Here is a 12,966-nt window from a genome sequence, read left to right as displayed (position 1 = left end):
GCAGCCGTAGCCGCGACGCCGCCCCATCAACCTGATCGTGCGCACGATGAAACGAACGCATCCATCCAAGCCTCCCGCACTGCCAGTCGGTTGCCGGGCCACTCGTCCGCCGGCCAGCGATGGCGCGGCGGCTGGCTGACCGTGCGCCGCTGGCTGCCGGAACTGGCGGCCCTGCCGCTGCTGCCGCTGCTGGCTGCGCAGGGGCGGCGGGTGCGCCGCATCACGCCCCGGCTGCCGGAAGCGGCCGGGCCGGACCGCGGCCTGTGCGGCCCGGAACGGCGGCATGCGGGCGACGGATTGCGGCTGCTGGCGGTGGGCGAGTCGCCTGTCGCCGGCGTCGGCGTCGACACGCATGAACAGGCGATCACCGCGTTGCTGGCGGCGGCCATCTCGGCACAGCGGCAACAGCCGGTCCGCTGGCAGGCATGTGGGCGCAACGGCGTGACCGTCGCCGACGCGCAGTCGCAGCTGCTGCCGCTGGTGCCGGCCGGGCAGGTCGACCTGCTGCTGGTGGCTTTCGGCGTCAACGACAGCACGTCGTTTCGCTCGTCCGGCCGCTGGCAGGCAGACCTGGCGCTGCTGCTGGCGACGCTGCAGGAACGATGCCGGCCGCGCCTCACGCTGCTGTCCGGCGTCCCGCCGATGGGACATTTTCCGTCGCTGCCGCAGCCGCTGCGCTGGGTGCTGGGCCTGAAGGCGGCCGCGCTGGACCGGGCCGCTGCCAGCCTGGCCGCGGCAACGCCGGGCGTGGTGCATGTGCCGATGCGGCTGGACATCTCGGCGACCGGACTGATGGCAAGCGATAACTATCATCCGTCGGCCGCCGGCTGCGCCGTGTGGGCGACCCAACTGGCGCTGGCCGCGGAAAAGAATTGGCCTCCTGTCCAGGGCGGCGGCATAAACCGTAGCGTTTGATGCGCTTCGTCGAACGAGGGTGATGCGCCCGCAAGGTGGCTCCATCCGGTTTTCAGCGCTGCGGAGACTCGGCCTGCTCGGTGGCCGAGGCCAGCCACGCATCGAGCGTGCCGGCCGCCTCGGGCGGCAGGCGCAGGCCGAGCTTCGAGCGGCGCCACAGGATATCCTCGGCGGTCGTCGCCCACTCGTGCCGCACCAGGTATCGCACCTCGTTTTCATACAGGCCCGGCAGCACCTGCTCGCCGAGATCCTGCATGCCGGCGCAGCGTTCGAGCAGCTTGTGCACCCGGCTGCCATAAGCGCGGACATAGCGTTCGATCAGCTTCGGAGGCGCCCATCCGTAGACCTGCTTCTGCCGGCGCACGTAGTCGTCGAGGCTCAGCAGGCGCCGCAATGGGTGGGCGGTGTCGACCAGGTCGCCGCCGGGCAGCATGGCGCCGGCGGTCCATGCGCCCCGGAAGCGGCCCAGCCGCGGGGCCAGGCGGTCCATCGCTTCCTCGGCCAGCAGCCGGAAGGTGCTGAGCCCGCCGCCCAGCACCGACAGCACCGGCGCGCCGTCCAGGTCTAGCCTGAGCTGGTATTTGCAGGGCGACGCCGGTTGGGCGGCATCGGCGTCCGGCAGCATGAAGGCGCTGGACGAGGCCAGCACCACGTCGGACAGCGTGGTCGGCGCGGTGAAGTAGCGGTTGACCAGGCCGCACAGCGCGGCGATCTCTTCGTCGCTGATGGCCACGCTGGCCGGGTCGCCGTCATAAGCGCCGCCGGCGGCGCCGACCAGCGTGTAATCCTGCTCGAAGGGCAGCACGAACACCGTTTGCCCGTCCGGGTGTTGGAAGCGGTAGCCGTAGCCATGGCCGAACTTCCTGCGCAACAGCAGCTCGACGCCCTTGACCAGCCGGCACGGCTGGACGGCGCCGGTGGCCTGGTGCAGGAAACGCGCGGCCCCGGCGCCGGTCGCGTTGACCAGCGCGCGGGCGGATACCGGCAGGCAGGCGCCGGCGACATTGCACAGCGTCGCCCGCCAGCGGCCCTGCAGGCGCTGCGCGCTGTCGCAGACCGTCCGGGTCAGCACCGTGGCCCCGGCTTCGGCGGCGGCCGCCGCGTTGAGCGCCACCAGCCGGGACTCGTCGACGCGGGCATCGGAAAACAGCGCGCCTTCGCGGAAATCCAGCAGCAGCGGACCGCCGGCCACATGCTGCAGCAGGTTGGCATGGCGCGACGCCGGCAGCAGCGGATGGGCGGCGAGGCGGTCGCACAGCATCAGGCCGGCCCGGATCGCCCATGCGGGAGGCTGGCCCCTGTCGTGCGGCATCGCAAGGCGCAGCGGCGAAAACAGGTGGGGCGCCGAGCGCATCAGCGTATTGCGCTCGGACAGCGCGCGGCGCACGGCGCTGAAGTCGCGGCCTTCCAGGTAGCGCAGCACGCCGTGTATCAGCCCGGTCGAGATGGGCGACACTTGCGCGGCCAGGTCGCTGCGCTCGCAAAGCACCACCGAAAGGCCGCGTCCGGCCGCGTCCCTGGCAATGGCGCAGCCATGGATGCCGCCGCCGACCACCAGCACATCGCAATTGATTGTCGGGTTCACCGCGTCCTTTCACCTCCGCGCCGGGAATGCCGGCCGCATTCACCGATACTATGAAGCGTGATCTTCGCGCCGGGCATGATGTGCCGCACGATGGATGACCGGGCGGCGGATGCGGCGGATGCCGCAGGTGCGACCGGTACGGCAGGCTCGATAATCGCGCCGCCCGGTTTGCCCGAACGCCGGTGCAGGACCGGAAAAAGCATGTGCGGCCGGGGTTTCGGCGATAATAGCCGCTTCCCGAAATTCCCCTCCAGGCCGATGTCCACTTCCTTCGCCGCACTCAAGAACGACACTTTCCTGCGCGCGCTGCTGCGCCAGCCGACCGACTACACGCCGCTGTGGCTGATGCGCCAGGCCGGCCGCTACCTGCCCGAATACCGCGCCACCCGCGCCCGCGCCGGGTCCTTCCTGGGGCTGGCGAAGAATCCCGACTATGCGACCGAAGTCACGCTGCAGCCGCTGGCGCGCTATCCGCTGGACGCGGCCATCCTGTTTTCCGACATCCTGACGGTGCCGGACGCGATGGGCCTGGGCCTGTATTTCGCCGACGGCGAAGGGCCGAAGTTCGAGCGTCCGCTGCGCGACGAGGCGGCGGTGCAGGCATTGCGCGCGCCCGACCTCGACAGCCTGCGCTATGTGTTCGACGCCGTGACCCAGATCCGCACCGAGCTGCAGGGCAGGGTGCCGCTGATCGGTTTCTCGGGCAGTCCCTGGACATTGGCTTGCTATATGGTCGAAGGCGGCGGCTCGGACGACTTCCGCCGCGTCAAGACCATGCTGTACGACCGGCCCGACCTGATGCACCACATCCTGCGCACCAATGCGGCTGCCGTGGCCGCCTACCTGAATGCGCAGATCGACGCCGGCGCGCAGGCCGTGATGATCTTCGACACCTGGGGCGGCGCGCTGGCCGACGGCGTCTACCAGGAATTCTCGCTCGCCTACATGCGCGAGGTGATGGGCCAGCTGCAGACCGAAAAGGACGGCGTGCGCATACCGAGCATCGTCTTCACCAAGGGCGGTGGGCTGTGGCTGGAACAGATCGCCGACATCGGCGCTGACGCGGTCGGACTGGACTGGACCGTGAACCTCGGCTCCGCCCGCGCGCGGGTCGGCGACAGGGTCGCGCTGCAGGGCAACCTGGACCCCTCGGTGCTGTTCGCCAATCCGGCGCGCATCGAGAGCGAGGTCGGCAGGCTGCTGGCGTCCTACGGGCCGCCAAGCGCCGGGCACGGGCACGTTTTTAACCTCGGCCACGGCATTTCGCAGTTCACGCCGCCCGAGTCGGTGGACGCGATGGTGGAAGCCGTCCACCGGATCAGCCGGGCCCAGCGCACGCAGCCCGGACAGGCTTGACGGCAGGGTAAAAAGGCGATTGTTAAATAAGGCTGCCACGGCATCGATTGCCTACTTATGCACAAAATTATGCGGGAACGCTTGACAATTAACCTGCATATGCAAGCCGGCGCCGGCTGTGGAAAATTAATTCAAGTCATTGAAATATAAGGCTTTTTTAATCGGAATCCTGTTCGAATAAACAGGGTTGACGAATTCGGACATGCCTGCCTTGAAAACTTACGCACATTTGTGCACAAAGTTATCCACAGCTTTTGCAGTTTTGAATCTCTTTTGTAAACCGGGGCTTAGAAGCGCTTCTTAAGGTGCAAGTAGATTTCTTTTTGCCAACGAGAAAATAATTGCCGTTTTGTATGACATTTTCTTTTGCGATGTTTTTGGGTGGAATGATTGTCTTACCGCCAAGCTTTATGTAGTCGCAGAAATTTTGTTAAACGGTGCGTGCAGCGACAGAGAAGCGGCAAGGTTTCCCCGAAGGTATTGTGAATAAGCCTGCGGGGGCATAAAAAATAATGCCCGGCATCCTTACTTATTCACAAAATTGGAATGGTGCGCAGCAAAAACAAAATATTTTTTGTCTCATTTTTGCAAAATATAAGTCGTTGATTTTTATAGACTCTTTTTTCTCACCAGGTTTGGGCATGCGCCGGAAACCCGCATGAAACCTCGCTTTTCTGATGTCAAGAGGGGTTTGTTCACAAAGTTATCCACAGGCTGTGTGGATAGCTGAAAAACCGCTTAGTAAACCGTGGGTTAGCTCATATTTTCAGGATTCGTCTCAGGTGGCTCAATTCAGGATACTCAAAGTCGCGCTCGATACCCCTCTTGACTTCCTGTTCGACTATGGCTGGCTGGTGGAAGACGGTGCGCCGGAGCCGCAGGTCGGGCAGTTTGCGGTCGTGCCTTTCGGACGGCGGGAAACCACCGGGCTGATCGTGGACATTGCCGACAGCAGCGACCTGGCGCCGGAAAAGCTCAAGAACGCGCTGGCGGTGCGTACCCAGCTTGCGCCGCTGACGCCGCAGTGGATCGCGCTGTGCCGGTTCGCGGCCGACTACTACCAGCGTCCGCTGGGCGAGGTGGCGGTGCCGGGCGTGCCCAAGAACCTGCGCGCGGAAAACCCGGTGTCGCTGAACCGGGCGCTCAAGAAGATCGGGCAGGACAGGCCGGCGCCCGATGCGACGCCGGCCGGCATGCCGCTGCTCAACCCGGCGCAGCAGCAGGCGGCGGACGCGGTGGCCGACGCGCACGGCTTCGCGCCGATGCTGCTGTACGGCGTGACGGGCAGCGGCAAGACCGAGGTCTACCTGCAGGCGGCGTCGCAAATCCTCGCGCGCGAGCCGGAGGCGCAGGTGCTGATCATGATCCCGGAAATCAACCTGACGCCGCAGCTGGAAAACAATATTCGCGCGCGCTTCCCGGGGCTGATGGTGGCCACGCTGCATAGCGGTCTGGCCGAAGGCGAGCGGATGTTCCACTGGCTCGCCGCCCACCTGGGCCATGCCCGCATCGTGCTCGGCACGCGGCTGGCGGTGCTGGCCTCGCTGCCCCGGCTGCGGCTCATCATCATCGACGAAGAGCACGACCCGTCGTACAAGCAGCAGGAAGGCCTGCGCTATTCGGCGCGCGACCTCGCGGTGTGGCGCGCCCGCCAGCTCGGCATACCGGTGCTGCTGGGCTCGGCCACGCCGTCGCTGGAGAGCTGGCACCATGCGCAGTCCGGCCGCTACCGCAAGCTCGAACTGCGCGAGCGCGCGGTGCAGGACGCGGTGCTGCCGGCGGTGCGCCTGATCGACATGGAGCGGGACAAGCCGGTCGAAGGCCTGACCTCGACGCTGATCTCGGCGCTGAAGCGGCGCCTCGAGCGCGGCGAGCAGTCGCTGCTGTTCCTGAACCGGCGCGGCTATGCGCCGGTGCTGGGCTGCGACGCCTGCGGCTGGGTCAGCAACTGCACCCGCTGCACCGCCTTCATGGTGCTGCACCGGCCGGAGCACCGGCTGCGCTGCCACCATTGCAGCCTGGAGCTGCGCATACCGCGTTCCTGCCCGACCTGCGGCAATGTCGACCTGCAGCCGCTGGGCCGCGGCACGCAGCGGGTCGAGGAGGGGCTGCAGCTGGTGTTCCCGCAGGCGCGCATCCTGCGCATCGACGCCGATTCGACCCGCAGGAAGGGCAGCGCCCAGGCCGCGTTCGACAGCGTGCACAACGGCGAGGTCGATATCCTGGTCGGCACCCAGATGGTCGCCAAGGGGCATGACTTCAAGAACCTGACGCTGGTGGGCATCCTGAACCCGGACACGGCGCTGTTCTCGCATGACTACCGGGCCAGCGAACGGCTGTTCGCGCAGCTGATGCAGGTGTCGGGGCGGGCCGGGCGGGCGGCGCAGAAGGAGGGCGGCAGCGCCAGCGAGGTGCTGATCCAGACCCGCTATCCGCAGCATCCGCTATACGGCGCGCTGATGGCGCACGACTATGACCGTTTCGCCAACGGCCTGCTGGAGGAGCGGCAGATGGCCGGCCTGCCGCCTTTCCTTTACCAGGCGCTGCTGCGGGCCGAGGCGAAGGAACTGTCGATCGCGATCGAATTCCTGCAGCAGGCAGCGGAAAGCGTCGAGCATCCGGGCATCGTGATCAACGACCCGATACCGATGACCATGACGCGCGTGGCCAATGTCGACCGGGCGCAGCTGCTGCTGGAGTCGGCGTCGCGGCCGGCGCTGCAGGCGTTTCTGAAGGTATGGATGGGCGTGCTGCGGGAAATGAAGTCGCGGGTGCGGTGGTCGCTGGAAGTGGACCCTGTGGATATCTGACGGTATGACGGAGGTGCGGGCGGTCGTGGGAGCGGCAGGGATGTCAGCGTTGGTGCGGCACGCCTCGCCGCCGCACCAACGCCTGCAAACGCAGGCCGGCGGGAAGCACCCTGCCAGCCTGGCCTGATCCGGCGTTAGACCGGTCCCGGGCCTTCCGCGTGCGGACGGTCGGGCGTGCGGGACTGCTGGTCGACGAAATGCGGCGGGCTGACCGGGTCGAAATCCGCCCAGTCGCCGGCGACGATATTGCCTTCGCCTACTTCCAGGTCGGCCGCGCCGACCGAACGCAGCGCGTCGAGCGCCTTGTCCTGCATGCCTTCGCCGACCGCCACGGCCACCATCATGCCGGCCTGGCGCACCGGGATCCGGTTTTCGTCGGCGCCGCCGCCGTCGTCCTTGGTCGCATTCATCGCGCCCACCAGCTGGCCGATATGGCCGCCGACAAAGGCGCCGGTCACCGCGCCGATCGGGCCGGTCAGCGGCGCAGTCACCGCGCCGACCGCAGCGCCGATGGCGCCGCCGGTGGCGATGCCGGCGGCGTTGCCCAGGCCGGTGTTCTCGGCGCCGGGCGACTGGTCGCGGTCGCCGCCGATCGCGGTCTGGTCATGCTGGCCGGCCGAGCTGTTGTAGAAAATACTGATCTGGTCGCTGGCGAAACCGGCGCGCGCCAGCGCAGCAGCCGCCGCATCCGCCTGATCCTGCAATTCGAACCTGCCTGCAATAATTTTTGTCATGGTGGCCTCTCCTTAGGCTGTGAAATGATGTCACTCAGTCAAGTAAGAACGCGCTGCGCCACATTAGTTCTGCATCAAAGTATGCGCAAACCCGAATCCCGTGCGCCGTATATCATTACGGCCTCGGCGCCGCAGCACAATGCATCGCAGCATCGTTCGACATCACGCAACACAACTCCAGGGAGCTTCATGCGCAGGACAGCACGCAGAATCGGTATCGCCTTGATCGCGGCAAGCCTGCTGGCCATGGCCGCGCCGGCCAGCACGGCGGCCGAGCTGAAGGTGGGCCTGGCGGCGGACGTGTCCTCGCTCGACCCGCACTACCTGAACATCGCGCCCAACATCAGCCTGGCCAGCCACCTGTTCGACACACTGGTGCTGGTCGACGCCGGCGGCAAGCTGGTCCCGGGCCTGGCGACTTCCTGGCGCGCCGTCGACGACACCACCTGGGAATTCAAGCTGCGGCGCGGCGTCAAATTTCACGACGGCAGCGAAATGACGGCCGACGACGTGCTGTTCTCGCTGGACCGGCCGGCGACCCTCACCGCCAGCCCCGGCCCGTTCACCAGCTACACCCGGCAGATCGTGGCGAAGAAGGCGGTCGACCCGTACACGGTGCAGCTCAAGACCGCCAGCCCCTACGGGCCACTGCCGCTGGACATGAGCTCGATCTTCATCGTCTCGAAGAAGGCGGCGCAGAACGCCACCACCGAGGACTTCAACAGCGGCCGCGCTTTGGTCGGCACCGGGCCGTTCAAGTTCGCCGCCTTCGCTCGCGGCGACCGCGTGGACATGACCCGCAACGACCAGTACTGGGGCGACAAGCCGGCCTGGGACAAGGTGAGCATGCGCATCATCACCGCCAGCGCGCCGCGGCTGGCGGCGCTGCTGGCCGGCGACGTCGACCTGATCGAGACCGTGCCCACCGCCGACCTCGCCAAGCTCAAGGCCAATCCCAAGTTCACGCTGGAGCAGAGGACGTCCTGGCGCACCATCTTCTGGCATGTCGACCAGCAGGCGCGCCGCTCGCCGTTCGTCACCGACCGCGCCGGCAAGCCGCTGGACAAGAACCCGCTGGCCGACGCCCGGGTGCGCCTGGCGATGTCGAAGGCGATCGACCGCAAGGCGCTGACCGCGCGCACGATGGAAGGCCTGGCGCTGCCGGCGTCGAACATCGTCGCGCCCGGCATCTTCGGGTACAACGATGCGCTGCAAGTGGAAGCCTACGACCCGGAAGGCGCGAAGAAGCTGCTGGCCGAGGCCGGCTACCCGGACGGCTTCGGCCTGACGCTGCACGGGCCGAACAACCGCTACATCAACGACGAGCGCATCGTGCAGACGGTGGCCCAGTTCTTCAGCCGCATCGGCATCGTGACCAAGGTGCAGACGCTGCCGCTGTCGGTCTATTTCACCAAGGCGCGCACCGGCGAGTTCAGCATGGCGCTGCTCGGATGGGGCACGCTGGCCGCCGACTTCGGCCTGCGCACGCTGGTCGGCACGCCCAACGCCAGCACCGGCTGGGGCACCTGGAACTGGGGCCGCTACAGCAACCCGAAGGTCGACGAACTGGTGAAGTCGGCGCTGTCCTCGGTCGACGCCGGAAAGCGCGAGGCCTACGCCCGCGACGCCGCCGCCATCGCGCTGAAGGAAGTCGCGGTGATCCCGCTGCATCACCAGGTAGCGAGCTGGGCGATGCGGCGCGGGCTGGCGTATCCGGGGCGGGTCGACGAATTCACCTTCGCCCACCAGGTCAGGCCGCAGTAAGCCATGCTGACCTTCCTGACGCGGCGGGTGCTGCAAAGCGTGCTGGTGCTGCTGGTCATGTCGCTGCTGGTCTTCCTAGGCGTCTATGCGATCGGCAACCCGGTCGACATATTGATCAGCCCCGACGCCAACCAGGCCGAGCGCGCGAAGATCATCGCCGCCTTCGGCCTCGACCAGCCGCTGTGGCGGCAATACCTGCTGTTCCTGCAGAATGCCGCGGCCGGCAACCTCGGCCGCTCGTTCGCATTCGCGACGCCGGCGCTGGGCCTGATCCTGGAGCGTTTCCCGGCGACGATGGAGCTGGCGGCGTCGGCCATGCTGCTGTCGGTGCTGGTCGGCATACCGCTGGGCCTCGTGGCCGGCCTGCGGCCGCATGGCCTGGTCGGCAAGACCATCATGACCGTCTCCATCCTCGGCTTCTCGCTGCCGACCTTCTGGGTCGGGCTGATGCTCATCATGGTGTTCGCGGTCAAGCTCGGCTGGCTGCCGGCCAGCGGGCGCGGCGAGACCGTCAGCGTGCTGGGCGTGCCGCTGAGCTTCCTGACCGTCGACGGCCTGCGCCACCTGCTGCTGCCGGCGCTGAACCTGGCGCTGTTCAACATCGCGCTGGTGATCCGGCTGACCCGCGCCGGCGCGCAGGAAGCGCTGCAGCAGGACTATGTGCGCTTCGCCCGCGCCAAGGGCCTGAAGAACAGCCGCATCATCGGCGTGCATGTGCTGAAGAACATCCTGATCCCCATCGTCACGGTGGTGGCGCTGCAGTTCGGCTCGCTGATCGCGTTCGCCATCGTCACCGAGACCGTGTTCGCCTGGCCCGGCATGGGCAAGCTGATCATCGACTCGATCCGCGTGCTGGACCGGCCGGTCATCGTGGCCTACCTGATGCTGATCGTCACGCTCTTCATCGTCATCAACCTGGTGGTCGACCTGCTGTATTCATTCCTCGACCCGCGGGTGCGGCTGGCGGAGGCCAAATGAGGACGGCCCGCCGCCACGACACGCCGCTGACCCGCTTCCTGCGCGCCTATTTTTCCAGCCGCATCGCCGCCGCCGCCACCGCGCTGCTGTTGCTGCTGATGCTGGCGGCGCTGTGCGCCCCGCTGATCGCGCCGCAGGATCCATACGACCTGATGAAGCTCGACATCATGGACTCGCGGCTGGCGCCGGGCCATGTGTCCGGCGACGGCCGCATGACCTACCTGATGGGCACCGACGAGCAGGGCCGCGACATGCTCTCGGCCATCCTCTACGGCCTGCGCATCTCGATCGCGGTCGGCTTCGCCAGCACCGCCGCGGCGCTGGTGCTGGGCATGGCGCTGGGGCTGATCGCCGGCTATGCGGGCGGCCGCATCGAAAGCCTGATCATGCGCGTGGCCGACATCCAGCTGTCGTTCCCGCCCATCCTGATCGCGCTGGTTCTGCTGGCGGTGTCCGGGCCGGGCGTGGGCAAGATCATCGTCGCGCTGATCGCGGTGCAGTGGGCGTACTACGCGCGCACCGCGCGCAGCGCCGCGCTGGTCGAGCGCGGCAAGGAGTACATGGAAGCCGCCGCCGGGCTGGGCCTGTCGCCGGCGCGCATCGTGCTGCGCCACCTGCTGCCCAACTGCATGCCGCCGCTGATCGTGATCGCCGCGCTGCAGGTGGCGTCGGCCATTTCGCTGGAAGCCACGCTGTCCTTCCTGGGCCTGGGCCTGCCGGTGACCGAGCCGTCGCTGGGCCTGCTGATCTCGAACGGCTTCCAGTACCTGCTGTCGGGCACTTACTGGATCAGTTTCTACCCGGGCCTGGCGCTGCTGCTGACCGTGGCCGCCATCAACCTGGTCGCCGACCAGCTGCGCGACGTGCTCAACCCACGGCTGCAGGGGGTATGACGATGGATGCCAGACCGGTGCTGGAAGTCGTCAACCTGCGCACCGAATTCAGGACCGCGGCCGGCGTGGTCACGGCGGTCGACGATGTCTCGTTCTCGGTCGGGCGCGGCCAGATCATGGGCCTGGTCGGCGAGTCCGGTTCGGGCAAGTCGATGACGGGCTATTCGATCATGGGCCTGATCGATGCGCCGGGCCGCATCGTCGGCGGCAACCTGCGGCTGAACGGCCAGGAGCTGCTGGGGCTGGACGCGGAAGCGATGCGCCGGATCCGCGGCGACCGCATCGCGATGATCTTCCAGGACCCGATGATGACGCTCAACCCGGTGCTGAAGATCGTCACGCAGATGACCGAGGCGGTGCTCGCGCACCATGACGTCGGCATGCGCGCCGCGCGCGAGATGGCGCGCGACGCGCTGGCGCGGGTCGGCATCGCGGCGCCCGACGAACGGCTGGAAGCCTATCCGCACCAGTTCTCCGGCGGCATGCGGCAGCGCGTGGCGATCGCGATCGCGCTGCTCAACAAGCCCGACCTGATCATCTGCGACGAGCCGACCACCGCGCTCGACGTCACCACGCAGAACCAGATCCTGTACGAGATGCAGACGCTGTGCCGCGAGTCCGGCAGCGCGCTGGTCTGGATCACGCACGACCTGGCCGTGGTGGCCGGCCTGGCCGACACGGTGGCGGTGATGTATGCCGGCCAGCTGGTCGAGCAGGGCAGCGTGCAGCAGGTGCTGGATGCGCCGCGCCACCCGTACACCAGGGCGCTGATTGCCTCGGCGCCGTCGCGCAACCCGCGCGGCCAGCCGCTGGCGCAGATCAACGGCATGGCGCCGTCGCCGCTGGACCTGCCGTCGGGCTGCCGCTTCCGCGACCGCTGCCCGCGCGCAAGCGACGTATGCGCGAATCCGCCGCCGCTGGACGTTGACGCCGACGGCCATGCCTGGCGCTGTTTCCACCCGCATCTCGACGAGCAGGAGCGCGACGATGGCTGATGCATTTGAACGCGGCGCCGCGCCATTGCTGGAGTTGCGCGACGTCTCCAAGCGCTTCGACCGGCCGCCCGACCTTGCCGAGCGCATCGTCCGCCTGTTCGGCGCGCCGCCGCGGGCGCCGGCCCCGGCCGCGGTCGACCATGTGTCGCTGGCGGTGGCGCCGGGCGAAGTCCTGGGCCTGGTGGGCGAGTCCGGTTCCGGCAAGTCGACGCTGGGGCGCATGGCCGCCAGCCTGCATGCGCCGTCGTCGGGGTCGCGCTGGTGGAAGGGGCGCGACATGGACGCGATGGATGCGCAGGAGCGGCGGCGCATGCGGCTGGCGATCCAAATGATTTTCCAGGACCCGTACGCGTCGCTCAATCCGCGCATGCGGGTGCAGGACATCATCGGCGAAGCGCCGCTCGCGCATGGCATGGTCGACTCCCGCGGCCAGCGCGACTACGTGGCGGGCCTGATGCGGCAGGTGGGCCTGGAGCCGGCGCTGATGCAGCGCTTTCCGCACCAGTTTTCCGGCGGCCAGCGCGCGCGCATCGGAATCGCGCGGGCGCTGGCGGTGAAGCCGGAGTTCCTGGTCTGCGACGAGGCGGTGGCGGCGCTGGACGTGTCGATCCAGGCGCAGGTGCTGAACCTGTTCATGCGGCTGCGCGAGGAACTGCAGCTGACGTCGATCTTCATCAGCCATGACCTGACCGTGGTGCGGCACGTGGCCGACCGGGTGGCGATCATGGTGCGGGGAAGGGTGGTCGAACTGGGGCCGACGGAAGCCGTCTTCGGCGCGCCGCGCCATGCGTACACGCGGGCGCTGCTGGCGGCCGCGCCGCGGATGGAAGCGCGGAAGATTACCTATGTGCCGGCGGTGCCGCCGGACGTGCTGGACGACGCGGCGCCGGTGCTGGTGGAAGTGGAGCCGGGGCACTTCTGCGCGTAGCAGAAGCG

10 protein-coding genes are annotated in these 12,966 nt (G+C 67.7%); 8 read left to right on the top strand and 2 right to left on the bottom strand.

Going from position 1 to position 12,966, the window contains the following annotated elements; translation table 11 throughout:
* Positions 1–90 precede the first annotated feature (90 nt).
* The gene (locus QOL82_RS14035; RefSeq protein ID WP_283442907.1) at positions 91–915 is read left to right on the top strand and encodes an SGNH/GDSL hydrolase family protein; all 825 of its coding nucleotides are present in this window, start codon (positions 91–93) and stop codon (positions 913–915) included.
* Between the two features lie 52 nt (positions 916–967).
* Here the strand turns inward: QOL82_RS14035 and glpD are convergent, their stop codons facing one another.
* On the bottom strand, positions 968–2,500 hold the full coding sequence (gene glpD / locus QOL82_RS14030) for a glycerol-3-phosphate dehydrogenase (protein WP_283442906.1): 1,533 nt from the start codon (positions 2,498–2,500) through the stop codon (positions 968–970).
* 258 nt (positions 2,501–2,758) lie between these two features.
* On the opposite strand from glpD, the gene hemE reads away from it, so the two are divergent.
* Positions 2,759–3,856, top strand: a complete 1,098-nt coding sequence (gene hemE, locus QOL82_RS14025) for a uroporphyrinogen decarboxylase (protein ID WP_283442905.1) — start codon at positions 2,759–2,761, stop codon at positions 3,854–3,856.
* A gap of 782 nt (positions 3,857–4,638) precedes the next feature.
* Positions 4,639–6,666: a primosomal protein N' gene (locus tag QOL82_RS14020; protein WP_283442904.1), complete on the top strand. Its 2,028-nt coding sequence runs from the start codon at positions 4,639–4,641 to the stop codon at positions 6,664–6,666.
* A gap of 134 nt (positions 6,667–6,800) precedes the next feature.
* Here QOL82_RS14020 and QOL82_RS14015 read toward each other — a convergent pair whose 3' ends face one another.
* Positions 6,801–7,400, bottom strand: coding sequence for a hypothetical protein (locus QOL82_RS14015; protein ID WP_283442903.1), 600 nt, complete (start codon positions 7,398–7,400; stop codon positions 6,801–6,803).
* Between the two features lie 189 nt (positions 7,401–7,589).
* Here QOL82_RS14015 and QOL82_RS14010 point away from each other — a divergent pair, with 189 nt between their 5' ends.
* From QOL82_RS14010 to QOL82_RS13990, 5 genes are read left to right on the top strand one after another with little or no spacing between them, the layout of a single operon-like run.
* Entirely contained in the window at positions 7,590–9,164 is a 1,575-nt protein-coding gene (locus QOL82_RS14010; RefSeq protein ID WP_283442902.1) for an ABC transporter substrate-binding protein, read from the top strand.
* Positions 9,165–9,167: 3 nt separating this feature from the next.
* Positions 9,168–10,142: an ABC transporter permease gene (locus QOL82_RS14005; RefSeq protein WP_283442901.1), complete on the top strand. Its 975-nt coding sequence runs from the start codon at positions 9,168–9,170 to the stop codon at positions 10,140–10,142.
* Complete coding sequence (locus tag QOL82_RS14000; RefSeq protein WP_283442900.1) at positions 10,139–11,035, top strand: ABC transporter permease; 897 nt, start codon at positions 10,139–10,141, stop codon at positions 11,033–11,035. The genes QOL82_RS14005 and QOL82_RS14000 overlap by 4 nt, the downstream gene beginning before the upstream one ends.
* Before the next feature lie 2 nt (positions 11,036–11,037).
* Positions 11,038–12,030, top strand: a complete 993-nt coding sequence (locus QOL82_RS13995) for an ABC transporter ATP-binding protein (RefSeq protein WP_430438482.1) — start codon at positions 11,038–11,040, stop codon at positions 12,028–12,030.
* Positions 12,023–12,958 carry an ATP-binding cassette domain-containing protein gene (locus tag QOL82_RS13990; RefSeq protein WP_283442898.1) on the top strand — a complete coding sequence of 312 codons (936 nt, stop codon included), beginning with the start codon at positions 12,023–12,025 and terminating at the stop codon, positions 12,956–12,958. The genes QOL82_RS13995 and QOL82_RS13990 overlap by 8 nt, the downstream gene beginning before the upstream one ends.
* The last annotated feature ends 8 nt before the right edge of the window (positions 12,959–12,966 follow it).

Origin of the sequence: Noviherbaspirillum suwonense, from assembly GCF_900182955.1 — a bacterium.
Taxonomy (GTDB): Bacteria; Pseudomonadota; Gammaproteobacteria; order Burkholderiales; family Burkholderiaceae_D; genus Noviherbaspirillum_A; species Noviherbaspirillum_A suwonense.
This window is presented reverse-complemented; position numbering and strand designations above follow the sequence as displayed.